Source organism: Mycobacterium noviomagense (assembly GCF_010731635.1).
In the GTDB taxonomy this organism is placed as follows: Bacteria; Actinomycetota; Actinomycetes; order Mycobacteriales; family Mycobacteriaceae; genus Mycobacterium; species Mycobacterium noviomagense.
The window spans coordinates 3,064,227-3,087,752 of sequence record NZ_AP022583.1 but is presented as its reverse complement, the minus strand read 5'-3'; the positions used below and the strand labels follow the sequence as shown (position 1 = coordinate 3,087,752).

Here is a 23,526-nt window from a genome sequence, read left to right as displayed (position 1 = left end):
CATGACGGCCATCGATCAGTTCCGATACGACGGCAAGCGGGTGCTCGTCGTCGGCGGCGCCACCGGAATGGGCGCTGCCGCAGCCCAGACCGCGGCGGAGCTCGGCGCCCATGTGGTCGTGATGGACTACGCCCCGGTGCCGTACGAGGTTGCGCAAACGGTGCAGGTCGACCTGTCTGATCGCTCGTCGATCGACTCCGCTCTCGAGCAGGTCGACGGACCTGTCCACGCCATCTTCTCGGCGGCCGGCGTGGCGGACGGGCCGAAGCTGATGCGTATCAACTTCATCGGGCACCGGCATCTGATCGAGACGATGCTGGCCGATGGCCGACTCCCCCGCGGTTCGGCGATCTGCTTTATCTCATCTGTGGGCGGCATCGGTTGGGAAAGTGATTTGCCGCGGTTGCAGGAGTTCCTGGCGACACCCGACTACGAGTCGGCCGACGCCTGGGCGAAGGCCCATGAGCCGGAAGGGATCATCCACTACGGCTTCAGTAAGCAGGCGATCAACGCATACGTCGCGACAAAGGCGTACCCGTTCTTGGCCAAGGGTGTGCGCATCAACGCGATCTGCCCGGGCCCGACCGATACGCCGCTTGCCCGGGCGAATGCCGATCTCTGGCTGACCTTTGCCCAGGACTACCGGGATGCGACCGGCTGCGAGATCCACACGCCGCAGCAGATGGCCAACGCGATGGTTTTTTTGAACAGCGATGCCGCGTGCGGCATCAGCGGCGTCACTCTTCTCGTCGACAACGGTCACGTGATGTCGTCGCTTACCGGGTCGTGGGCGCCCGGTAAGCCGATCATCGACCTGATCATGGGGCGCGTGTCGCTGACGTAGCTGTTATCGGCGCGCGAGACGATCATGGAGTGGTTGTAAGCCGGGTCCCTCGAGCTGGTGAAGTAGCGCGCTGCGGCCGCAGACCGTCATCATCAACGCCGCTACCGGCCCCCGGATTTCCGCTCCCGTTCCCCAAGACCGGTCGATATCAATGGCACACAAGCGAATCCCGCACAGGAAGCCTATTGGCACGAAACCGAATCGCCATGGCTTTGTCAGGAAATCAAGCGCGAGCGCTGCGCGTTCCCGGTCTGGATTGAAGGCCATACCGAGCGGAATCCTGATGTCGCCACCATGCACCAATATGTCGGCCAACGGGTCAAGTGGTCCGAATACCGGTGGACTGACCCTGCGGTCAGCGTGGCACCGCAGTGCGGCGGCGATCCGTGTGGCTGGTAACTGCGCGCGCCGTCGCGCCAGCTCATCGATAGCGCGATCAAGACTCCCGCGTCGCAGAGCCATTCCCTGGAACGTCCAGAAGCTGTCAGTGCACACGCTGAGCAAATGTGCGCCAACCGTCTTGATGTCCCAACCTGCGCATAGGCTTGGCGTCGACAGCTGCGTATCGTTCAAGTCGTCGAGCAGCGTCGCCATCTGGCGCCGCTCGTCCGCGACTGCAGCGAACACAAGTTCACGATCGATTCGCATCGTGATTCTCGTGCGCCTATTCGACGGCGTGGCGGGGCAGAGTTAGCGGCAGGTCGAGCGAACTGAGCAGTCCCGCTGGTGCTTCCACCACGTAGGGAACGGCGTTGACGACGCGCGTTGCGGTAGCCGTCATCGCGCCCCGCCCGGCCCCGTGACCTTGGACATCGCCGAGCGTCATGGCACAGTGAATGTCGGGATCACCCTCGATGTCCACGCGGTAAGTGGCGTCGTGTTCGGAGCTCAACCAGTCGGGCGCCACGTCGCGGGCCATCCGGATGATGTGCTCGATCACAATTGCCTCCCGACCCTCGACAACGCCGGCAGCCCGGGTGCAGACCGCCCCACATGTCCCCGCTTTGATCGTGCCGAACGCGACTTCGATGTCCCGATCGGTCAACTGCCGCTCGAGTGAGCCGTGTAGCTCCTGCACTTTGACCCCGAGGCCGTCGGCGATCAGGTGTATCGGTGCGCTCCAAGCCATTTCGATGAACCCGGGCGTCTTCAGCATCGGTTCGAAATCAAGCGGCCGGCCGAACCCCATCCCGTCCATCATGACGCTGGCCACCGGGTAGTGGTCGTTAAGCGCCACCTCCGTCGCCTTGACGGCGCGGATTCTCTTCGACAGTGTCGTCAAAACCAGAGCCAGCTGGTCCGAACCGAACCCCGGGAAGATTCCGGATGCGTAGAACGAGGCCTCCCCGGACGTCGCCGCTTCTTGGAGCTGGTCGCGCCATTCGGCCGCAAAGTATGCCGGCGGGTAGACGAGACTTGTTGAGGTGGTTGACACAACGTTGATCCCCGCCTTGAGCAACCGCAGATAGTCGGGCACCGCGTCGGCATCGCGCTGCGGGCCGCTGGCGGCATACACGACGCAATCTGGCTGCAGCGCGATCAGCGCATCGGCATCGTTGGTCGCGGACACACCGATCGCCGGGCCGCCGGCCAGCTCGCCGGCGTCGCGCCCGACCTTCGCCGGGGAATGCACCCAGACCCCGACGAGCTGAAGGTCCGGCCGGCGCCGAATCGCGTCGATGGCGATGGAGCCGACACCCCCGGTCGACCAGACCACGACGCGAATGTGATTCACGGCCATCTCCCTCCCTCTGTTGTTGGCTTTCAGGCGTTCTCGTGCGCTTGTGCCGCTGCCGATGCGGCTCGCTCAAGGTATGGCCAGGCGAGGCCGGGCGGTAAGCCGCCGCACAGCGGTAGCAGTGGCAAGCTGCGGCCGCCACGCACATACTCGGTTGCTTCATCGGTCGTGAAAATGCGGTAAGGCCTTGGTGCGGCACGCAGTTCCTCCACAGTCTGGGCCCGGGAAATGCTTGCCACGGTGTCGTCGCCGTGCCGATATGCCGCCGCCGTCATTGCATCGTGAAGCAGATACGGTCCCAGCTCATTCCACGCGCCATCCACGTCGTCCGCGACGAACACAGCGGTCGGTGCGCTGCCGTCGGGGAACTGCGTAAACCCGGGCGCGTGTCCGTTGGCCCGGCATTGCGACTCATAAAGCTCTTTCAGTGCAGGGTTATTCGTCTGCGAAATGAAGCCAAGGCCGTGCTTCGCGGCGCGCTTGACGGCAGCCGGGCTGCCACCCGCGAGCATGATATTCGGGCCGCCGTTGGTGGCGCACCGCGGCGTCACGTGGATACGCCGGCCTTCGTGGATCACCGCCTCTCCCTTGAGCAGTTCGAGCAGCAAGGCCAGATTCTCGCCCGCGAGCCGCCCGCGTCGGCGCATGTCCACGCCGAAGTGCTCGTATTCTTCAGCCCGATGCCCAATACCGAACGCATAAGTGACGCGGCCGTTGCTGATGATGTCCAACACGGCCATCTCTTCGGCCAGCCGGACCGGATCCCAGAACGGGATAGGCACGGCGACAAGGATGATCGCTAGGCGCTCGGTCCGAGCAGCGGTCGCCGCGGCGAATATCAGCGGAGAGGGTAGATGTCCGTCGTCGGTGCCATGATGCTCGGAGAGCACCGCGACAATTGCGCCGCGTGTTGCTGCCCACGCGCACATCTCGATCGCGGCGGCGTAAAGATCGCTCGGCCGAGCACCTTTCTCAGGCGCCCGCATGTCGAACCTAAGCGTGAACATCAGTGTTGCCGATCGATTCGGATTGCTCCAAGCATTTCGCGTGTAGTCCCGCGAAAACACGCCGACTATAACCTAATTTTTGTTCAGAATGAAGCGCTCGAGGCGCGTCTCGGTAACAACCGGCGTAGTTATCGTACGAACGGCCGGGTCGCCAACACATAGATGGCGAATACGGCCAGCGGCGCCAACACGGGCAGCCACGGTAGTTGAAGCGGAAACGATACCGCGACCAACCCGACGAACGTAAACCCCACCGCGGCAATCATTGTCGGCGGTGTCATTGTCATCGCTGAGGCGCCTGGCCCGGGCGCGTGTCGCAGCACCAGATAGGCGGCAGCTGCCAGCCCGGACACAGCGACAACTACGGAGGATGGCTCGGTGAACGCGACTACCACCACGGTGAGTAACACCGCGAGCGTCGCAGCCGGGCGGAACACCATGCCTGCCATCACCGCCGCCACCGCCGCCATCGCGGCCACGAACGCCGGCCCCTGCGACCCGACAGCAATGCCCGCCACCATCAGCAGTCCGAAGACGGTCGAGAAGATACGGATCATCATGTCAGCGGGCCCGTACCGGGCGGCGGTGGTCAGGCACCGCGCGCATCGATTGATCCAACGTCTGATCCGGCCGCCAGGCCACCACGTCGACGCCGATCGTGGCCATATCGCGATACATGGCGGACCGCTGCAATGCCCACAAACGGGCGACCAGCGGGTCATCTAGATCCTGGAACGGCGCCCCCTGCAAGACATCGACGGCGACCACGACGTGCCCGCGCTTGCGCAAGTCGATCAGCGCCAGTGCGAATTCCGTGTCGAGCATCGTCGAAAACGCGACGACGATCGCACCGGGAGGCATCGCCGCCCGCGGCGCCAACGTTCCGCTGGTGGTTTCGAATCCATCACCTGCCGCCAGCACGGTGTCGAGGACACGATAGAACTGCCGCTGCCCGATATCGGCGCCGAGCCAGCGCGGTTGGCGTCCACCGAGTGCGACGATGCCGGCGCGGTCGCCGCTGCGCAGCGCGGTTTGCACGACCTGAGCCGCGCCTCGCGCGATTCGCTCGGTGGCCTCTGTTGCCGGTCCCGGAGGCTGCGGATAAGTGTCGATCAGGACCACAACATCTGCGGCCCGGTCGGTCAACCGTTGGGTCACATGCAGTCTGCGGCGGCGGGCGCTTACCGGCCAGTTGATCGTGCGCAGCTGGTCGCCCGGCACATAAGTGCGAATGTCGGCGTACTCGACGCCCGGGCCGATGTGCCGCGTAAGGTGGGTGCCCAGGCGATCAAGCAACTCGGTCTGCGGGATCGAGGTCGATTGTGGCGGTGCGACTGGGAAGACGATTACCTCGGCGACATCAACGGTTGCTGTGCCTGCGAGCAACCCACCGCGCGCCACCACGTCGACCCGCGCCCGGATCGGGTATTTGCCCCACCGGCTGGCCGACACGGCAACAGATTTCCGTTGACTCGATGCGTTTTCCAGAATGTCGAGCTGCATGCCATCGATGGTTAGAATGCTGAGATACACCGTGGCGCCATTTGATTCGGCAGTGACCCACACACTGAGCTGTACCTGTTCGGCTTCGAAGCATCGCTGTGAACCGGGTTGGGCGTGTGCGTTGACGTTGGGTACCCGAGGCTGCCAGCTAATGGAGCACAGCACGCCGATCAGCGGCGCAGCGAAGGCGATCAGCTGCCAACGTGAGCCGACTACCGCGGCCGCCAGTGCAAAGCCCGCACAACTGGCAATGGCTATGGTCAAAGGAGATGCGCGCCAACGCAGCTCGACATCACAGGTATTGGGTGCAGTCATTCAGTCGTCCCGCGTGCGCGCGGTACCGGCACCCGTCGCAGCAGCTCTTCGATGACATCGGAGCCTTGGATCTTTCGCACCCACATTTCGGGCCGCAGCGTAATCCGGTGTGCCATCGCAGGTACGGCGAGCGCCTTGACGTCTTCCGGTATCACGTAGTCGCGGCCCAACAGAAGCGCACGGGCACGGGAAAGTTGTACCAGATCGAGTTCGGCTCGTGGGCTAGCGCCGACGGCAACCTGCGGGTGATGCCGGGTGGCGTTGGCCAGCGACACCACATAGTGCAGGACGTCGTCATGCACGGTGACCTGTTCGACGGATTCACGCATGGCCAAGAGGTCGTGGGCGTCGACGACTTGATTGACTGTCGGCTCGGCCGACCCGCGTTCAAGGCGGCGGCGCAGCATAGAGGCTTCGTCGTGCTCAGAGAGGTAGCGAAGTTCCAGCCGGATGGCGAATCGGTCCAGTTGCGCTTCCGGGAGTGGATAGGTGCCCTCGTACTCAATCGGATTGTCAGTGGCCAAGACGATGAACGGGGTTGGCAGCTTGTGGGTTTCGCCGTCGATACTGACCTGGCCCTCGGCCATCGCCTCCAGCAGCGCCGCCTGCGTTTTGGGCGGGGTTCGGTTGATCTCGTCGGCGAGCAGAAGATTGGTGAAGATCGGTCCGGGCCGGAACTCGAAGCGACCGGACTGCATGTCGTAGATCGTCGAGCCGAGAAGGTCGGCCGGCAGCAGATCGGGTGTGAACTGTACGCGGGTGAAGGCCAGTCCCAATGCAGAGGCGAACGATCGGGCGATCAGAGTCTTGCCGAGGCCGGGAAGGTCTTCGATAAGGACGTGGCCACGCGCCAGGACTGTGGTGAGGATGAGCGTGAGTGCGGCCCGCTTTCCCACCACGACTCGCTGGATTTCGTCGAGCACCGCCTCGCAGTGCGCGGTGGTGGTCGCAGCCGGTCCCGCCAACCCTCCGGTCATGTCTGCTCCAAGCGTTGCAGAATTTCCTCCAGCGTCTCACGACCCGGCCCGGGCTGCTTAGCCCCGGCACGCGCGATGTTGTCCGGATTTACCCATCCCCACAGTTCCGGGCCGAAAAGCATTCTGCCGGCCGCCTGAAACGCTGCCCGATCTTTCGCTTGCCTTTGACCAGTGGCGATTTCGAATCTTCGGGCGAGGATGGGGCGAAGATGACGATCCCAGTCCAATCGGGTGGATTCCGACCAGCGAATCATGGTCTCGGTTCGAGTCAACCAGCTGCGTAGCGAGTTTCCGAACAGGTCGGCGCTGGGCTCGGCCGGTCGGGGTGAGATGTCGCGGCCTACGAACCGGCGGACAGAGAAGATGGCGAAAGCCGCAGCGGCGCCCGACGTCCACAGCACAAGCCGTCGGTCGTGCAACGCCAAGGCCAGCAGCTCTGTCCCTACGATGATGCAAATACTCGACACCACAATCTTTTTCATGCGGCGCTCCGCAACTCTGCCAGCACCAGCTGCAGCGCCTGTACAGCGACCTCTCGGTGCCTCTCGTTCATCACATGCGGACTGAACCGGGCCTCGGCGAACAGGTTTACCAACTGAGCGGCGTTGTCGGCATGCAGCGCGTGGTGGTCGACGGCTCGGGCCAGCACCTCCGTCGGGGTGTCGAATGCTTGCGGGACCGCATCGGGGAAGTGCGCAAGTTCGCCTTCCATCGCGGCATAGCAGGCGATGATCGCCTCCCGCGGTTCGCGGCTGAGATCTCCGATCTCAGCAAGGCCGAGTTCTGCTGCGCGCGCGAGAGTTTGGGCAGCCTTCGGCGCGGGTTTGGGAGGCTTCTCGGTCGGGACGAACGGCGCAGCGATGCGTCGTTGTCTGCGAAAGCCGAAAGCCGCGGCCGCCGCGAGCAGCACCACCAGCGTCACCGTCGACGCTGCGAGGTAGCCCAACACGTCGCGGCCCCCCTCATGCCGCGACGGCGGTGGGATGGTGCTGTTGGCGGGCGGCTTTGGCGTGCTCGACGGCTGCGGAGGTTGAGGGCCAAGCTGAACGGTGTCGTGGCCGGCGAGCAAACGCGTCAGCGCCCAAACGATCGCCAGCCACACGACGAGCACCGCCAGCGCTACCAGCACCACACGCCAGCTCGGCCGTCCCCTGCCACCACCGAGCGCGTCCGGCAGAGCGCCGGCACCGGTTGCCGTTTTGCGTGGCTCCTGCAACCGAGTGATCAGGGCGATCACCATGATCGCCAGGGTCACCGTGAGCAGCGCCATCACGATTACCATGCTGAGCGGGCTGCTCGTCTGACGGGGCGCGCGTCCATGCTCAGGGATGTATCCGCGCAACGACGCAGCGACGACCATCAAGAGCACGATCACGGCGACCGCGCGCCCTGTCGCCTTGTCACGCATTGGCACACCACTCAACCGGTTGCCTGACGCCGTTGCGGCATCGGCGTTGCCCCATACTTGCACGTCAGCTGTCTGGATTGCCAGCAAATAGTGGCAGTTGCCGGGCGGTGCGGTGGGGCTGCCGTCTAGCCGCGCTCGGCGATCTCGGCGAGGCGATCCAGCGACGCCCGCAGTTTATCCGGCGCTGTGCGGCGGGCGCGGGGAATGCGGTTGCGATCGGTCAGCTGCGTCCAGTCGTAGGTGTGAGTAACCCGCGTATGGGTTGTGTCGATGGGGTCGAGCTCCCAGCGCCACAGGTGTCCCGGTGGGCGGCGGCCCTTTTCGGCAGGGCGCCAGGCGATGCGCCGGCCCTCCTCGAACTCCACAACGTGGTTCTCGCGGACGCTGCCGAGGGTCAATTTCATGATGAATACGTCACCTAGGCGTCGGACACGCTGTCCGGGTGGGGCTTCGGCGAGGTTGTCGTTGCCATCCCACTGAGGTTGCTGAGACGGATCGGCGATCAACTCGAAAATTTCTTTCGCCGCCGCGGCGATCTCGCGGCTGGCACTCACCACACGAGGCACTTCGGCGTCATCGGCCATGGCCTGATCCAAGCACTGGGCTTCACGGGGCGCTTGCGCGGGAGTCGTGGATAGTAGCTTGCGGTACCGACACTTCTTCCTCTGTCTTCCTGTGACGGCGCGGGCTCGGCCGGGTTATCCACAATTGCGGGCTTGTCCACAACTTTTGTTTGACGACGTGCCGCCACCGGATATTTGTCCCCGGCGCTCCATAGCTTCGAGGCATGAGTCGACGGGTCAGCGCCGCGCAGGCACGGGAGCGGATCACTCCTGCTCTCGGCGTCATCGACGCTGCCCACGACGTTTTGCGTGACACGTCGTCGACAGTGGTGGGCAACAAATTCCGCGTCGACGTCGCCGAACGGTTGGAAACCCAACATCGCGTCAACCGCGGGCTGACGTACCGGTTCTTCGGCGAGCTCGCCGACCCGCCAGACGAGACCGGCGCGGTCCCGGCGGTGCGCGACATGCTGTGGGCGCGGCTGCGGATCACACCGAAAGAAATCACCCGCCGCTTCAGGCTCGCGGCGCGGATCCGACCTCGCCGCTCGCTGACCGGTGCCCCAATGCCGCCGGAGCTTCCCGAGTTAGAGGCCGCGATCCAGGCGGGCACCGTCGGCGAGGACCACATCCGCGCGGTGTGCCGAGCGGTCGACGAACTGCCCAGCTGCGTTTCGCCAACTGATGCGGCAAATGCTGAGCGCACGCTGGTTCAGCATGCAGCCAAACTCGACGCCGGCATCGTCGCCAGGTTAGGTCAGCGCATCGCCGACCACCTCAATCCGGACGGTCACTTCGACGACCACGACCGTGCCCGGCGCCGAGGGCTGCGCTTGAGCCCGCAGGGCGCGGATGGGATGTCACAGCTGAGCGGGCTGATCGATCCCCAGACTCGCGCCTATTTCGAAGCCATCGAAGCGGTGGTGCGGCCCGGCCGGCACCGACGCGAAACCGATCCGGAGCAGCGTGATCATCGGACCCCCGCCCAGCGCTGTCACGACGCGCTCAAACTCGGGCTGGAAGCCGCGATCTGCTCCGGCAAGTTCGGCTCGCACCGCGGCCATCCCGTCACTGTGATCGTCACGACCACGCTGGCCGAACTTGACCGGGCCGCCCACGCGGTGGCGGACCCGTCGATCCAGATGCCGGCGCCCGCACGCACCGGCGGCGGTTCTCGGCTGCCGATGCGCGATCTGATCCGTATGGCCGCCAAGGCAATTCACTACCTTGCGGTGTTTGACAACCACACCGGACGTCCGCCTTACCTGGGACGGCAAAGTCGGATCGGCCACTGCCGACCAGCGGCTGATCTGCTATGCGCGCGACCGCGGCTGCACTCATCCCAACTGTCTGGAACCGGGCTATCACTGCGAAGTTCACCATTCGCCGGACTGGGGCGGTCGGACCGATGCCGACAAGCTGTACTTCGGCTGCGGCTGCCACCACGGCATGGCAAGCCGCGGCGAGCGTCGCACGCAGGTCACCAAGAGTGGCCGACTGGGCTGGACCGACGGCACCGGTCCACCGGAGATCAACCATGCCCACCACCCCGAAGAACTTCTGCGGGGTGACCCCGACCCGCCCGACGGCGATGAAAAGTGGGCGGGCGCCTTAGCCTTTGGGCCGCCACACGCCGATGCGCCGTCAGCCCGAGGCGACGCTGTGCCGGTATGGCCGGAAGCTGCCGTCGAGAACCTGCAGATGTCCGGTTGTCCGCCCGGTGACCTGCTGAGCATCCACGAGCGCCAGGCGCACCGCTGCTTGCGCGAATTCGTCGGCGGAGGCCACCTCGTCGAAATCGCGGGCGTAATAGGCAAGCCCGGGGGTGAGGATCGGTTTCGACGGCGAGAGTGCATTCACGGCGATGTTGCGGTCCTGCAGGTCGAACGCCGCACATTGGGTCAGGTGCTCCAGCGCGGCTTTCGATCCACCGTAGCCGGGCAGCACGCCGCCGCTGCGGTCGCCGTACGGCCCGTCGCCGGGCAGCCGCGACGCGACAGAGGTGATGTTGATGATCGAGCCGAAGCCGGCGGCGAGCATGTCCGGGCACACCAACTGCATCAACTCGTAGGCAGCGAACACTGCGATCTCGAAATGCCGCCGATACGCGCCCAGCGGTGTGCCAAGGAACGGCGGCCAGTCCGGTTTGTCTGGGTCAGAAGCGGCGCGCATCGGTTTGGGGCGCGTCTCCTCCCCCGGTTTCGGCGGCCGGCCAGGAGCGGTGAATGCCGCGTTGTTGACCAGAATCGTGATGGGGCCCAAAGCTTCTCGGGTCTGGTCGACCAGACGGGCGATGTCGTCATGGTCCAGCAGGTCGGCGCGGACGGGCACCGCTCGCCCGCCGGCGGCCTCGATGTCGGCGACCGTCTCACCGATGGTGCCGGCGAGCCTGCCATCCCATACCTGCTCGGTACGCCCGACGACTGCGACCGCCGCGCCCTCGGCCGCGAGCGCCAACGCGATCGCACGGCCCAGTCCGCGGCTAGCGCCGGTGATGATCGCGGCGCGCCCGTCGAGTCACCCTGTCACCGGACTGACCCTACTGTGACGCCGTGGACGACGATTGCGCTCGTCTGGTCCACCCACGCGTCGTCGAGTTCTTCGTCCGGGCGCAGCAGCAGCCGCAACAGCGTCGCTCCCCCGATCAACTCGATCAGCCGGTCCGGGTCGACGTCGGAGTGCACCTCGCCACGCTCGACGCCGTCACGCAATCGTCGGCGCACAGCTGCGAACAGGTCGGCGAAGCGCGACATCACCCGCGCGTTGAGCTCTGCGTCGGCGGTCATGTCGGCGACCAGCCCGGGCAGCGCGGCACGCACCACCGGGCTGGTGAACACGTCACGCGTGGCCGCAATCATCGCTCGGACGTCAGCGGCCACATCGCCCGCCGGGGCGGCCAGCGCGGTGGGCGCTGCCGGGAACGCGGCCTCGTGCACCAGTTCGGCCTTGCTGGACCACCGGCGATACAGCGCTGTCTTGGTGGTTCCGGCGCGCTCGGCCACGGCCGCCAGCGTGAGGTTCGAATAGCCGATTTGCACAAGCAGTTCCGCGGTAGCCGCCAATATGGCAGCGTCGATACGTGGATCCCGGGGGCGTCCGGCGCCGGGGGCCTTGTCAACAGTGGACGGGTCTGCTTTCATAACGCTACCCACCGTATCGTAATTGCCTCGTCGAGGAGGCGTCTGTGCCAACTGAACCGGCTATCGACAACGTCAGCCGACTCCAACGCTCCAGCCGCGACATCGCCAGCCTGCCGGCGGTGCTGTCGCGCTGGCTGTCGACCGTACTGCCCGGCGGCGTGACGCCGGACGTCACCGTGGAGAGCGGTGTCGATGCGACGGGGATGTCGTCGGAGACCATCATCTTCACCGCGCGTTGGCAGCAGGACGGCCAGCCGATCGACCAGAAGCTGGTGGCCCGGGTCGCGCCCACCGCGGCGGACGTGCCGGTGTTCCCGTCGTATCGGCTGGACCACCAGTTCGAGGTGATCCGCAAAGTCGGCGAGCTCACCGACATCCCGGTGCCGCCGGCGCGCTGGCTCGAACCCACCGGCGATGTGCTGGGAACACCCTTCTTTGTGATGGACTACGTCGAGGGCCAGGTGCCGCCCGACGTCATGCCGTACACGTTTGGCAACAACTGGTTCGCCGACGCTCCCGCCGAACGGCAACGCGAACTGCAAGACTCGACCGTCGCCGTGTTGGCCAAGCTGCACTCGATTCCTATCGCAGACAAGACGTTTGAATTCCTGTCCAGCGGTGAGGGTACCGCGCTGCGCCGCCACTTCGACTGGGTGCGCTCCTGGTATGACTTCGCGGTCCCCGACATCGGCCGATCGCCGCTACTGGAACGCGCTTTCGATTGGCTGCAGGCGCGCTGGCCCGACGAGGCGGGGGGCGAGACCGTGCTGCTGTGGGGCGACGCCCGGATCGGCAACGTGCTGTATCGCGATTTCCGGCCGGTGGCGGTGCTGGACTGGGAGATGGTGACGCTGGGCCCGCGTGAGCTGGATGTGGCGTGGATGACCTTCGCGCACATGGTGTTTCAGGAACTCGCCGCTTTGGCGACGCTGCCGGGTCTGCCCGAAGTGTTGCGGGAGGACGACGTTCGCGCCACCTATCAGCAGCTCACCGGAGTCGAACTTGGCGACCTGCACTGGTTCTACGTGTATTCCGGCGTGATGTGGGCGTGTGTCTTCATGCGCACCGGTGCGCGGCGGGTGCACTTCGGCGAAGTCGAGAAGCCCGACGATGTCGAATCGCTGTTCTACCACGCTTCGCTGCTGAAACGCCTTATCGGAGAGGACGATTGATGCTCGGACCACTTGACGAGTTCCCGGTACATCAGCTTCCGCAGCCGATCGCGTGGCCGGGTTCGTCCGACCGCAACTTCTACGACCGCTCCTACCTCAACGCCCACGACCGCACCGGCGACATCTTTCTGATCACCGGAATCGGCTACTACCCGAACCTCGGTGTCAAGGACGCCTTCGTGCTGATCCGTCGCGGCGACACCCAGACCGCGGTACACCTCTCCGACGCCATCGACCAGGACCGGCTCAACCAGCACGTCGGCGGCTACCGGATCGAGGTGATCGAGCCGCTGCGGCAACTGCGGGTGATTCTCGAGGAAACCGAAGGCATCGCGGTCGATCTGACCTGGCGGGGCCTGTTCGACGTGGTCCAAGAACAGCCGCACGTGCTGCGCTCCGGTAACCGGATCACGCTTGACGCACAACGCTTCGCCCAGCTGGGCAGCTGGAGCGGCCGGATCGCCGTGGACGGTGAAGAGATCACCGTCGACCCCGCGACGTGGATCGGCAGCCGCGACCGGTCGTGGGGCATCCGACCGGTCGGCGAGCCGGAACCGGCGGGCCGGCCGGCCGATCCGCCGTTCGAGGGCATGTGGTGGCTGTACATGCCGATGGCGTTCGACGACTTCGCCGTCGTGCTGATAATTCAGGAGGAACCCAACGGGTTTCGCTCGCTCAATGACTGCACGCGGATCTGGCGCGACGGCCGCGTCGAACAGCTCGGGTGGCCTCGGGTCAGCACACGGTACCGGTCCGGCACGCGGACTCCGACCGGGGCGACGATCGAGGCAAGCACCCCCGACGGCACACCGGTGCGCTTCGACGTCGAATCCAAACTGCCGGTGCCGATCCACGTCGGTGGCGGCTACGGCGGGGATTCGGATTGGCTGCACGGCATGTGGAAAGGCGAGAAGTTCACCGAGCGGCTCACCTACGACATGACCGACCCGGCGATCATTGGGCGGTCAGGATTCGGGGTGATCGACCATGTGGGTCGCGCGCTGTGCCGCGACGGTGACGGCGAACCGGTCGAGGGCTGGGGGCTTTACGAGCACGGGGTTCTGGGCCGCCACGACCCGTCGGGCTTCAAAGACTGGCTGACGGTCGCGCCGTAGCGCGGCAAGGGGGCGAGCCGGCCAATCTGACTCAAGCGGCTTCCTCGGCCGCCGCGCGGCCGAAGACCATGTGGTCGTCGTCGACCGGGCGCAGCCGGTAGTCGAGCACGTCGCGCAGGAAGTCGTGGCTGACCACCCACGGCCGGCGAGTGCCCGACTTCGGCAGCACATCCAAAGCACGCAGCACGTAACCGGACTGCAAGTTCAACGTCGGCTGCTCGGGCATGTCGGCGTCGCCGAGGTGCGGATAGGCGCGGGTGTAGCCGTGAGAGTTCATGTACTCCAACAACTTTGCCACTGATTGTGCAGTCATGTCGGCGCCTAACGTCCAGGATGCGTTGACGTAGCCCACACACCAGGCTGCGTTGGGCACGTCCTCCAACATGTGTCGCTTGTAGACGAAGCGGTCGTGGGGGTTAATCTTTTCGCCGTCGAGGCTCAGCGTGATCCCGCCCAGCGCCTGCAGCTGCAGCCCCGTCGCGGTGATGATCACATCCGCGTCGAGGTGCCGAACGGACTTCAGCACGATGCCGGTGGCGTCCATGTGGTCGATGTGGTCGGTGACGACGTCGACCGCACCATCGCTGATCAACTTGTACAAATCGGCGCCCACCAGGAAGCACATCCGCTGGTCCCACGGGTTGTACGGCGGCCGGAAATGGGTGTCGATGTCGTAGCCCTCGGGGAGGTTGCGCTCGGCAATGCGGCGAAGGTGTCGCTTCATGACCTCCGGGGCGCGGCGCGACACCTCCCACAGCAGCACGGCGACAAGCGCGTTGCGCCAGCGCACAAGCCAGTGAGCAACCCTCAGTGGCAACCACTTTCGCATCGCGACGGCCGTCGGCTCCACCTTGGGCGCGGAGATCATGTACGACGGCGTGCGTTGCAGCATCGTCACGTGAGCAGCCTGCTCGCACAGCGCGGGAATCAGGCTGACTGCGGTGGCGCCGCTGCCGATCACCACGCAGCGCTTGCCGGTGCAGTCCAGTGACTCCGGCCAGTGCTGCGGATGCACCACCTCGCCGGTGAACTCCTCGATGCCGGGAAATGTTGGCGTGTAGGGGTTGTCGTAGTCGTAGTAGCCGGTGGCGAAGAACACGAACCGGCCGCGGTACGTCGTCTCGACACCGTCCTGTTCGGTCCGGATCGCCCAGGTGTCGGTACTCGAATCCCAGTCGGCGGAGCGCACGTAGGTGTTAAAGCGGATGTGCTCGTCGATGTGATGCTTGCGGGCGGTCTCGTCCAGGTACTGCCAAATGTGCTCACCGTCGACGATCATCTCCGGGCGGGTCCACGGCTCCCACGGGAAGCACAGTGTGTAGATGTCACTGTCGGACCGCACCCCCGGATAGCGGAACAGGTCCCACGTCCCGCCGAGACGCTCCCGTCGCTCCAGAATCACGAACCGAAGCTGTGGGTTGCGCTCCCGGATTCGGTAGGCGGCGCCAATCCCGGAGATCCCGGCACCGATGATCACTACGTCGAAGAACGGCTCGTCGGTCATCGAGAAACTCCCTCGCCCGAGTGGTGTCTGTACCTACCAGACTAAGTTCACATTCGACAGGAAGAGGTGGCGATGCGTGCAGTACAGGTTTCCCGGCTCGACGGCCCCGAGGCGGTGCGGGTAGTCGAGCTCGACGAGCCGGCCGGCGACGGCGCGGTCGTCGTCGACGTGTACGCGGCAGGTGTCGCGTTTCCCGACGCGCTCCTGACCCGCGGGCTCTACCAGCACAAGCCGGAGCTGCCGTTCGTGCCCGGCGCCGAGGCGGCCGGCGTCGTGCGCAGCGCACCCGCGGGAGCGCAGGTCAGCGCGGGTGATCGGGCGGCGGCGCTGACCATGCTCAGCGGCGGCATGGCGCAGGTCATCGCATTGCCGCCCGAGCAGGTGTTCCCGCTGCCGGACACGGTGTCGTTCGAAGCCGGCGCCGGGCTGCTGTTCAACGACCTCACCGTGCACTTCGCGCTGACCCAGCGAGGCCGGCTCAGCGACGGCGAGACGGTGTTGGTGCACGGCGCGGCCGGTGGCATCGGCACGTCGGCGCTGCGGCTGGCGCCCGCACTGGGCGCGGCGCGGACCATCGCGGTGGTCAGCACGCAGGACAAGGCCGATATCGCCCGAGCGGCCGGGGCCACTGACGTGGTGCTGGCCGACGGGTTCAAAGAGGCGGTGCGAGACATGACCGCTGGAAGCGGAGTCGACATCGTGGTCGATCCGGTCGGCGGTGACCGGTTCACCGACTCGCTGCGGTCGCTGGCCCCGGGAGGCCGGCTGCTGGTGGTGGGCTTTACCGGCGGCGACATTCCGACGGTGAAGGTGAACCGCTTGCTGCTCAACAACCTTGACGCGGTCGGCGTGGGCTGGGGCGCGTGGGCGATGTCGCATCCGGGTTATCTCGCGCACCAGTGGTCGCAGCTGCAGCCGCTGCTGGCGGCGGGCACGATTGCGCCGCCGCAGCCGGAGGTCTACTCGCTGCAGCGAGCCGCTGACGCGATCGCGGCGCTGGAAAACCGCAGCGCCAGGGGCAAGGTCGTGCTCAGAATGCGCGACTAGCGGACATGTCGCAGTGGAATGCAGACGTCGTGGTGGTCGGCGCTGGTTTCGCCGGCCTCGCCGCGGCCCGTGAGCTGACGCGTCGCGGTCTCGACGTGCTGGTGCTCGAGGGCCGCGATCGGGTGGGCGGACGCTCGCACACCGGGACCGTCGCGGGCGTACCCGTCGACCTGGGTGGCACCTTCGTCGGCCCGACCCAGGACACGGTGCTGGCGCTGGCCGCTGAGCTCGGAATTCCGACCGTGCCCACTTACCACGACGGCGCCAACCGGATCCGGTGGCGCGGGCGGGTCCGGTCGTATCACGGCACCATCCCGAAGCTCTCGCTGCCCGGACTTGTCGACATCGGCCGTGTGCGTTGGCAATTCGAACGGCTGGCACGCACGGTGCCGCTGGGCGAGCCGTGGACCGCCCAGCATGCGGCGCAGCTGGACGCCCAGTCGCTGGGCGGCTGGCTTCGTTCGGTGCGCGCCGGCACCACCGCACGTGACTTGCTGGCCATCATGTCCCGGGTCACCTGGGGTTGCGAACCCGACGAGGTGTCCATGCTGCACGCGGCCCGCTACGTCCGGGCTGCGGGTGGGCTGGACCGGCTGCTCGACGTCGAAGCCGGCGCCCAGCAGGACCGCTTCCCGGGCGGCACCCAGCAGATCGCCGACAAGGCGGCCGCCGAACTCGGCGAGCGCGTCGTGGTGGGCGCCCCGGTCCGCCGCATCGACCAAAACGATGCGAGTGTGACGGTCACATGCGAAAAGGGCCAAGCTGCAGCGCAATTCGCCATCTTCGCGATTCCGCCCGCTCATCGGGCGACGATCGAGTTCACTCCTTCGCTGCCCATCGAATACCAGCAACTGGCGACCTCTTGGCCGCAAGGGCGGCTGAGCAAGGCCTACGCCGCCTACCCGACACCGTTTTGGCGGGCCGACGGCTGCTCCGGGCAAGCCCTCTCCGACGAAGGCCCGGTGTTCATCACCTTCGACGTCAGCCCGCAGCCCGGTGGGCCGGGCATCCTGTTGGGCTTCGCCGATGCCCGCACCTTTGATCCGTTGCCGGCCGACGAGCGCCGCCGACGCGCGCTGGCCGGGTTCGCCGCGCTGTTCGGCGATGCCGCGCTGGAGCCGCTTGACTACGTCGATCATCGTTGGGGCGCTGAGGATTTCGCGGCAGGTGGGCCGACTGCGGCGGTGCCGCCGGGTTCGTGGACTCGCTACGGGGCGTGGTTACGCCGCCCGGTCGGGCGTATCCACTGGGCCGGCACGGAGACCGCCGACGAGTGGACGGGGTTTCTCGACGGCGCCGTGCGCTCCGGGCAGCGGGCAGCCGCCGAGGTAGCCGGGCGGCTATGAGCTGATCCGCCGTACCCCGCTGGCTTTTGCGGCCGCCGCGGCCAAGGTCCGCAGCTGCCGGTTGACCTCGACGGGGTGCTCGAGCATCGCGCAGTGGCCGCCGGGCAGTTCGACGAGGCCGACGAGATTCGGTGCGGTGCTTGCGATCCGGCGCGACTGGCTGATCGGGGTCAGCCGGTCGCGCTCGCTGCCAATCACCAGCGTCGGGACGGTCAGGCCGGTCAGGCTGATGTGCCGTCGTCCCAACGTGTCGGCGAGCATCCTGGCGCAGCCGCCTCTGGCTGCCGGTGGGGTGGCGGTGAACAACTCGTAGATCAGCGCCGCAACCGCTGGGTCGGCGTCGGCGCCGACCGCTAGCATCGCGATGAAGTCGCGGATCGGACCGCTCATCAAACTGGGCGCCGCAAAACCACCGAACGTGGCGATCAGGCGGCGGCCGGCCAGCACACGCGCCGCCGCAAGCTGTCGCGGGAACGGAACCAGGTTCACCTTGCGCACCAGATCCCCGGTCGTGGTGTTGATCAACGCAACTGCGTCGGCGCGGTGCTCGACCTTGTGGCGGTAGAGGTCGGACCAAGCGGCGATCGCGATACCGCCCATCGAATGCCCGGCGAGCACGGCACGCTCCCCCGGCGCCAGCGTGGCCTGCAGCACCGCCTCGACGTCAGAGGCGAGGTGGCTGAGGCTGTAACCGCCACGCGGAGGGGCCCCGCTGCGTCCGTGGCCGCGATGGTCGAAGGCGATCACCCGGTAGTCGGCGGCCAGGTCGGCGATCTGGTATCCCCACACCCGGATCGCGCAGGTGATGCCGTGCGCCAGCACGATCGGATAGCCGTCCGGCGGTCCGAACACCTGGGTGTGCAACCGGGTCCCGTCGGCGGCACGGACGTTCACGGTGCGGCTGGGCGGCAAGACCTCAGGCAGCGCACCGGGTGTGCTGCCCCGAGCCGATCGCCGAGTACTCATCGCCGCTCTCCTCGGATGCGGCGACGTTGCCGCACCTCGTGCCGGAAGTTTAGCCGGGTAACGCTGTGACAGGTGTTAGATCACCAAACGACCCGCCGACGCGAAACTTCCCGCAACAACCGGCTGCCAAACACCGCGCCGCGGCAAGGGATGCGTTTTGCCCAGCGGTGTGGCGGAAACCCACACCGGGTGACGCGCCGGGCCCGAGCCCGCTGACCGGCCTCGACAGACGCCGGAGGTATGTGATGCGGCACCCACGCAATTCACCGATCTCGCCGCCGCACGTGGTGGTCCTTGGGGACAGCGTGCTCGACGTGTGGCTGTCCGGGACGTGTCGGCGACTGTCCCGCGAAGGACCGGCCCCAGTCGTGGACGTCGAACAATCCCGTGTCCGTCCGGGCGCGGCAGCCAACACCGCGGCCAACCTGGCCGCGCTGGGCGCCCAGACCGAGATCGTGACGCTCATCGGCGATGACGATGTGGGCGTCTCATTGTGGCGCGAACTGCACCGCCACGGTGTCGGCACGGAGCATGCGGTGACCGCGGCCGGGCGCACGACGCCAAGCAAAAGCCGCGTCGTCGCCGCCAATCGCGTGCTGCTGCGCTTCGACCAAGGCGATCCGCCGTTGGCAGCGGCTGGGGAAGCCTTGGCCAATGGGCTCACTGCCGCGCTGGAGGCCGCGGACGCGCTGGTGATCTGCGACTATCGCAGCGACGTCGCGCATTCCCAGGTTTTCGCCGCAATCGATGCGATCCGCGACCGCCTGCCGCTGCTGGTCGTCGACGGCCACCGGCTGGGCGCGTGGCGGTCGGTGCGGCCCGATGTGGCGACGCCGAGCGCCGCGGAGTCGATGGCCCTGTTGCCCGACGCGAAAGCGGACGGTCAGTCGCGGGCCGACTTCGTCGTCGCGCACCGTGGCCAGCTGGCGGACGCGACCGGGGCGGGCACAGTCGTCGTCACCCTCGACAGCGAGGGCGTCGTGTTGCTCGACGGCGATCGCCCCCCGTACCGCACCTCCGCCCGACGTGCGCCGGAAGAGAACTGCGCCGGCGCGGGCGACACTTTCGCCGCGGCCATGACGCTCGGCCTGCTGCAAGGGATGTCGGCGGAGCACGCCACCGACTACGGCCAGCGCGCCGCCGACATCGTCACCACGCAACCGGGCACGTCGGTGTGTACCAAAGCCGAGCTCGACGAACGGATGGTCGCCGAAAGCGGTGCGCCTATTTCGTCGGATGAGTTGGCGCGCAGGGTCCTTCGCCACCGGAGTGCAGGGGACCGAATTGTGTTTACCAATGGCTGCTTTGACGTGCTGCACCGCGGCCACGTCGCCTATCTCAAGCAAGCCAGGCAGGCCGGCGACGTGCTGATCGTGGCAATCAACAGCGACGAGAGCGTGCGCCGACTCAAGGGCTGGATGCGACCGATCAACAACGAGATCGACCGGGCGGCGGTGCTCGGCGAGTTGAGTTGTGTGGACTACGTGACGGTGTTCGACGACGCCACACCGGCGTCGCTGATCCAGCGGCTGCGGCCCGACATCTACGTCAAGGGCGGCGACTACACCGCCGAAATGCTGCCTGAGGCACCAGTAGTGCGCGCCTACGGCGGCGAGGTTCGCACATTGGGTTACGTCGCCAATCATTCGACCACCGAGACGATTGCGCGGATCCGGGCGTCGGCCGACTGCTAAACCAACAAGTCGCGCAGCTCCTTCATCACCGCATCGGGTGAAATGTCGGACACGAACGAAGAATCGTGACTGCACGGGGCAGCAGACACACAGTCTCGGTCGCACACGGTGCAGCGGCTGGTCCACGACATCAACACCCGATCTCGCGAGCGTCCCAACGGCGCGTAATGAAAGACGTTGGGCAGCCAGAAGATTCCCACTGTTGCTGTGCCGACAGCCTTGGCCAAGTGACGAACTCCGCTGTCGTTGCCCACCAGCACGTCGCAGCGGGCCAATACTCCGCACAGCGCCGAAAGGTCCAGGTCGCTCAGCGTGACAACCGCATCGGCGTCCGCGCAAGGCACCGTTGCGCGCGCTCGCTCGGCGATCTCGCGCATCAGCTCCTGCTCGTGCGGTGTGCCGACGATGACCACTCGGGCGCCGTCGTTCACGCATTGGCTCACTACCGTCGCGAAATGCTTTGCCGGCCAACGGCGTCGAGCATCACGAGCGCCTGCGTGAACGGCCACCACCGGACCGGAAGACGACGGCATGACCTGTTCGGCGCGCTGCCGGTCGGCGTCGGTAACCGCGATCGACGGTTCCAGCGTGACAGGTGGCGCCCCGGCCAGCCCGGCGACTTCCAGCCAGCGCAATACCTCGTGCTGATAGAGCCGGTACGGAATCCATCGGGTGAGTGGCTCGGCGTCGTCAGCACGCGCTCCGACCGTCCATTTCGGGCGCAGGCTTTTGACAAAAGGATTCGACGATGCGCCGCCGCCGTGTAGTTGGACACCCAAGTCGATCGGGTGGCGTCGCATCCAGTCCCAGAACCTGTCCTGCTCCGGCGGGTAGCCGCCGTCGTTGGCGGGGTCGTAGATGCCAGGGACCTGCGGCAGGGGCAGCGCCCGGCTCACCGGCGACGGCCGGGTGGTCAGCAGTGCGGTATGCGGCGGCGCACACAGCAGCACCAGCTCGGCGTCGGGATAGGCAGCCCCCAGCGCCTCCATCGCGGGCACGGCCATCAGCAGATCGCCCAGCCCGCCGCCGCGCAGGACAGCGATCCGCCGAACATCAGGCCAGCGCTGTTCGATGGCCCCCACCGCCACCGTCGGCACCGGCACGCTCGCCCTCTTCCACTCCGACTGCGATTGATGTGGGGCGGTTACCCGACCCGCATCGCTCAGCAAACTCGATGACACGGCGGGCCTCTTCCCAGCATGGCGCCGACCTCGGCAAACGGCGGTTACAAGAGAGCCGACCTGGCTATTCTGCGTTTCGTCATGACACATCGGGCGGACGCCCAAGGCGATGCAAAAGCTCGTTCACGGGCGTCCGGGACGCAGCATCGTCGGTACCGCAGCCACTCCGTCGTGGTCGGTGCCAGGGTGCTCGCTGCGCTGACGTCGACTGTGGTGATCGTCGTGACGGGTATCGCGTGGAGCGCCTATCGCACCGCATCAGCTGGCATCACCACGTCCGACGCACTGGCCGGTGCACCGGAATCGACGGGGAGCGAGCAAAACATCCTGATCATGGGGCTGGATAGCCGACGAGACCAGCGAGGCCAACCCTTGCCGCCAGACATCTACGACGCGCTGCATGCAGGCGATGAAGATACCGGCGAGAACGACACCGATGCGCTGATCCTGTTGCATTTGCCGGCCGGAGACGCTCCGGCGACGGCGATCTCCATCCCGCGCGACGACTATGTCGACCTGGCTGGCTGCTCAGGGTCGGACTGCCGGGGCAAGGTCAAGGAGGCCTACCGGCTGGCCTACGAGGCCGTCATGGATGGCTCGGCCAACGCACACTCCGGCGCCCCCGGCGCGCACAGGCAAGATCCCGCGATGAAAGAACAAGCCGCGCGTGAGGCGGGCCGCAAAGCCGAGATCAGCACGGTCAGGCGTCTACTGCAGGTCCCGATCGACCACTTCATCGAGGTCACCCTGGTGGGGTTCTTTCAGATCGCCAAGGTGGTCGAACCCATCACGGTGTGCGTGAACCAGGACACCTCGGATCGTTACTACTCCGGAGCGGACTTTCATCGGGGCCGCCAGCAGATCAGTGCGGCGCAGGCGATGGCGTTCGTGCGGCAACGCCGCGACTCCGACAATGCGGCGTTCACCGACCTTGATCGGACGCGCCGCCAGCAGGCCTTCATCGCCTCGCTGGTAAGCGCGCTGCGCCGCAGCGGGGTGGTGTCCAACCCCGTGCGGCTGCACAGACTCTTCGAAGTCGCGAAGCAAAACGTGGCCGTCGACGCGGGCTTCGACCTTGAGGAATTCCTGCGCAACGCGTCGTCGCACCCAAGTCGACCGGTCGCGCTGTACACGCTTCCCGTCACGGATTTCACGGAAACCTCCGACGGTGAAGACGTCAATGTCATCGACGTTTCTGCTGTTCGCACCATCGTGCACAACCTGGTGGGCAACGATTCGCCACCGGCGGGCGCCTCGACAAGTGACAGCACGTCCGCGCTGCCCTCGGCGGGTGGCGTCAAGCTCGACGTCGTCAACGCCTCCGGAAAAGAAGGACAGGCTGCGGACCTGGAAAAGTCATTAGCCACAGGGCTTTTCACGGCCGGGTCGGTCAGCACCGCCCCGTCCACCAAGCAGAAAAGCTCGATCGCCTACGGGCCCGGCGCGAAGTCGGCCGCCGCCGACCTCGCGGACGAGTTGAACATCACGGCTACCGCCTCCGACACCGTCGCCCCCGACACCGTGCAACTGACCGTGGGAACGGATTTCAGCAGCTCTGACTACCCGAACAACACATCCACATCGCCGACCACAACCTCCGCAGAGCCTGTCAGCACGGTGCCCGCCACCGGCAGCGGCACACGAGAACCGACGCCTAACAACCTGACACGGATGACCGCCGATGACATTCCCTGCGTGAAGTGATATTGAAGGAATATGAAACATCTTGTGTTGAGCGCGATGCCTGCGGCCACTTTCACACTCGCGGCGGCGGTGATGATCTCGGCGGCACCTCTTGCCCACGCGCAAACCGATATTGAGAACAGCTGTAAAAGTTCCGGCGGCCAATACACGTCGGAGCAGGTACAACCTCACTGGGGTGCCGATCCCGTTCTCATCGAGACATGCTGCACCGGTGGTGCATCGGGGCAATGCACGACGTACCGCGACGGCGTGCCGGGGCCCACATACGGAGGCAGTTAGGCGGAAACGCCGATCCCTGCCGC

At 66.3% G+C, this 23,526-nt stretch carries 21 protein-coding genes and 1 pseudogene; 8 read left to right on the top strand and 14 right to left on the bottom strand.

Translation table 11 applies throughout. The features are described from left to right. The first annotated feature begins 1 nt into the window (after position 1). The gene (locus tag G6N15_RS14490) at positions 2-844 is read left to right on the top strand and encodes an SDR family oxidoreductase (protein ID WP_083086211.1); all 843 of its coding nucleotides are present in this window, start codon (positions 2-4) and stop codon (positions 842-844) included. A gap of 3 nt (positions 845-847) precedes the next feature. On the opposite strand, the gene G6N15_RS14485 is transcribed toward G6N15_RS14490, so the two are convergent. From G6N15_RS14485 to G6N15_RS14445, 9 genes are all read right to left on the bottom strand, one after another. Beyond that, positions 848-1,486, bottom strand: coding sequence for a maleylpyruvate isomerase family mycothiol-dependent enzyme (locus G6N15_RS14485; protein ID WP_083086430.1), 639 nt, complete (start codon positions 1,484-1,486; stop codon positions 848-850). Between the two features lie 22 nt (positions 1,487-1,508). Continuing rightward, entirely contained in the window at positions 1,509-2,570 is a 1,062-nt protein-coding gene (locus tag G6N15_RS14480) for an NAD(P)H-dependent amine dehydrogenase family protein (RefSeq protein ID WP_372506537.1), read from the bottom strand. Between the two features lie 38 nt (positions 2,571-2,608). After that, positions 2,609-3,589, bottom strand: a complete 981-nt coding sequence (locus G6N15_RS14475; protein ID WP_083086216.1) for an LLM class flavin-dependent oxidoreductase — start codon at positions 3,587-3,589, stop codon at positions 2,609-2,611. Between the two features lie 128 nt (positions 3,590-3,717). Next, positions 3,718-4,149: a hypothetical protein gene (locus tag G6N15_RS14470; protein WP_083086219.1), complete on the bottom strand. Its 432-nt coding sequence runs from the start codon at positions 4,147-4,149 to the stop codon at positions 3,718-3,720. A 1-nt stretch (position 4,150) separates the two neighbouring features. After that, the gene (locus tag G6N15_RS14465; protein WP_083086220.1) at positions 4,151-5,407 is read right to left on the bottom strand and encodes a DUF58 domain-containing protein; all 1,257 of its coding nucleotides are present in this window, start codon (positions 5,405-5,407) and stop codon (positions 4,151-4,153) included. Next, positions 5,404-6,372 carry an AAA family ATPase gene (locus G6N15_RS14460; protein ID WP_139797745.1) on the bottom strand — a complete coding sequence of 323 codons (969 nt, stop codon included), beginning with the start codon at positions 6,370-6,372 and terminating at the stop codon, positions 5,404-5,406. The genes G6N15_RS14465 and G6N15_RS14460 overlap by 4 nt, the downstream gene beginning before the upstream one ends. A gap of 8 nt (positions 6,373-6,380) precedes the next feature. Further along, positions 6,381-6,866 (bottom strand): hypothetical protein, encoded by a 486-nt coding sequence (locus G6N15_RS14455; RefSeq protein ID WP_083086222.1) that lies wholly within the window; start codon positions 6,864-6,866, stop codon positions 6,381-6,383. Further along, positions 6,863-7,792 (bottom strand): DUF4129 domain-containing protein, encoded by a 930-nt coding sequence (locus tag G6N15_RS14450; protein WP_083086223.1) that lies wholly within the window; start codon positions 7,790-7,792, stop codon positions 6,863-6,865. The genes G6N15_RS14455 and G6N15_RS14450 overlap by 4 nt, the downstream gene beginning before the upstream one ends. 125 nt (positions 7,793-7,917) lie before the next feature. Next, positions 7,918-8,376, bottom strand: a complete 459-nt coding sequence (locus G6N15_RS14445; RefSeq protein ID WP_083086224.1) for an SRPBCC family protein — start codon at positions 8,374-8,376, stop codon at positions 7,918-7,920. Positions 8,377-8,579: 203 nt separating this feature from the next. Here G6N15_RS14445 and G6N15_RS14440 point away from each other — a divergent pair. Continuing rightward, a pseudogene (locus G6N15_RS14440) lies at positions 8,580-9,948 on the top strand (13E12 repeat family protein); the annotation flags it as partial. Positions 9,949-9,999: 51 nt separating this feature from the next. Here G6N15_RS14440 and G6N15_RS14435 read toward each other — a convergent pair. Together G6N15_RS14435 and G6N15_RS14430 are read right to left on the bottom strand one after the other, a co-directional pair. After that, positions 10,000-10,854, bottom strand: coding sequence for an SDR family NAD(P)-dependent oxidoreductase (locus G6N15_RS14435; protein ID WP_232070469.1), 855 nt, complete (start codon positions 10,852-10,854; stop codon positions 10,000-10,002). Between the two features lie 26 nt (positions 10,855-10,880). Continuing rightward, positions 10,881-11,495 (bottom strand): TetR/AcrR family transcriptional regulator, encoded by a 615-nt coding sequence (locus tag G6N15_RS14430; RefSeq protein WP_083086225.1) that lies wholly within the window; start codon positions 11,493-11,495, stop codon positions 10,881-10,883. A gap of 44 nt (positions 11,496-11,539) precedes the next feature. Here G6N15_RS14430 and G6N15_RS14425 point away from each other — a divergent pair, with 44 nt between their 5' ends. Then, positions 11,540-12,667 (top strand): phosphotransferase family protein, encoded by a 1,128-nt coding sequence (locus G6N15_RS14425; protein ID WP_083086228.1) that lies wholly within the window; start codon positions 11,540-11,542, stop codon positions 12,665-12,667. Then, the gene (locus G6N15_RS14420) at positions 12,667-13,782 is read left to right on the top strand and encodes a hypothetical protein (RefSeq protein WP_083086230.1); all 1,116 of its coding nucleotides are present in this window, start codon (positions 12,667-12,669) and stop codon (positions 13,780-13,782) included. The genes G6N15_RS14425 and G6N15_RS14420 overlap by 1 nt, the downstream gene beginning before the upstream one ends. 31 nt (positions 13,783-13,813) lie before the next feature. Here G6N15_RS14420 and G6N15_RS14415 read toward each other — a convergent pair whose 3' ends face one another. Continuing rightward, complete coding sequence (locus G6N15_RS14415) at positions 13,814-15,286, bottom strand: flavin-containing monooxygenase (protein WP_083086232.1); 1,473 nt, start codon at positions 15,284-15,286, stop codon at positions 13,814-13,816. A gap of 72 nt (positions 15,287-15,358) precedes the next feature. Here G6N15_RS14415 and G6N15_RS14410 point away from each other — a divergent pair, with 72 nt between their 5' ends. Then, complete coding sequence (locus G6N15_RS14410; protein ID WP_083086235.1) at positions 15,359-16,333, top strand: NADPH:quinone oxidoreductase family protein; 975 nt, start codon at positions 15,359-15,361, stop codon at positions 16,331-16,333. 5 nt (positions 16,334-16,338) lie between these two features. Continuing rightward, positions 16,339-17,679 carry a flavin monoamine oxidase family protein gene (locus G6N15_RS14405; RefSeq protein WP_083086237.1) on the top strand — a complete coding sequence of 447 codons (1,341 nt, stop codon included), beginning with the start codon at positions 16,339-16,341 and terminating at the stop codon, positions 17,677-17,679. On the opposite strand, the gene G6N15_RS14400 is transcribed toward G6N15_RS14405, so the two are convergent. Then, positions 17,674-18,645 carry an alpha/beta fold hydrolase gene (locus G6N15_RS14400; protein ID WP_083086240.1) on the bottom strand — a complete coding sequence of 324 codons (972 nt, stop codon included), beginning with the start codon at positions 18,643-18,645 and terminating at the stop codon, positions 17,674-17,676. The genes G6N15_RS14405 and G6N15_RS14400 overlap by 6 nt on opposite strands. Positions 18,646-18,890: 245 nt before the next feature. Between G6N15_RS14400 and rfaE2 the strand changes: the two genes are divergently transcribed. Then, positions 18,891-20,339: a D-glycero-beta-D-manno-heptose 1-phosphate adenylyltransferase gene (rfaE2, locus tag G6N15_RS14395; protein ID WP_083086243.1), complete on the top strand. Its 1,449-nt coding sequence runs from the start codon at positions 18,891-18,893 to the stop codon at positions 20,337-20,339. Here the strand turns inward: rfaE2 and G6N15_RS14390 are convergent. After that, positions 20,336-21,442, bottom strand: coding sequence for a glycosyltransferase family 9 protein (locus tag G6N15_RS14390; RefSeq protein WP_232070238.1), 1,107 nt, complete (start codon positions 21,440-21,442; stop codon positions 20,336-20,338). The genes rfaE2 and G6N15_RS14390 overlap by 4 nt on opposite strands. 159 nt (positions 21,443-21,601) lie before the next feature. Here G6N15_RS14390 and G6N15_RS14385 point away from each other — a divergent pair, with 159 nt between their 5' ends. Further along, complete coding sequence (locus G6N15_RS14385; protein ID WP_083086248.1) at positions 21,602-23,224, top strand: LCP family protein; 1,623 nt, start codon at positions 21,602-21,604, stop codon at positions 23,222-23,224. Positions 23,225-23,526: the final 302 nt, after the last annotated feature.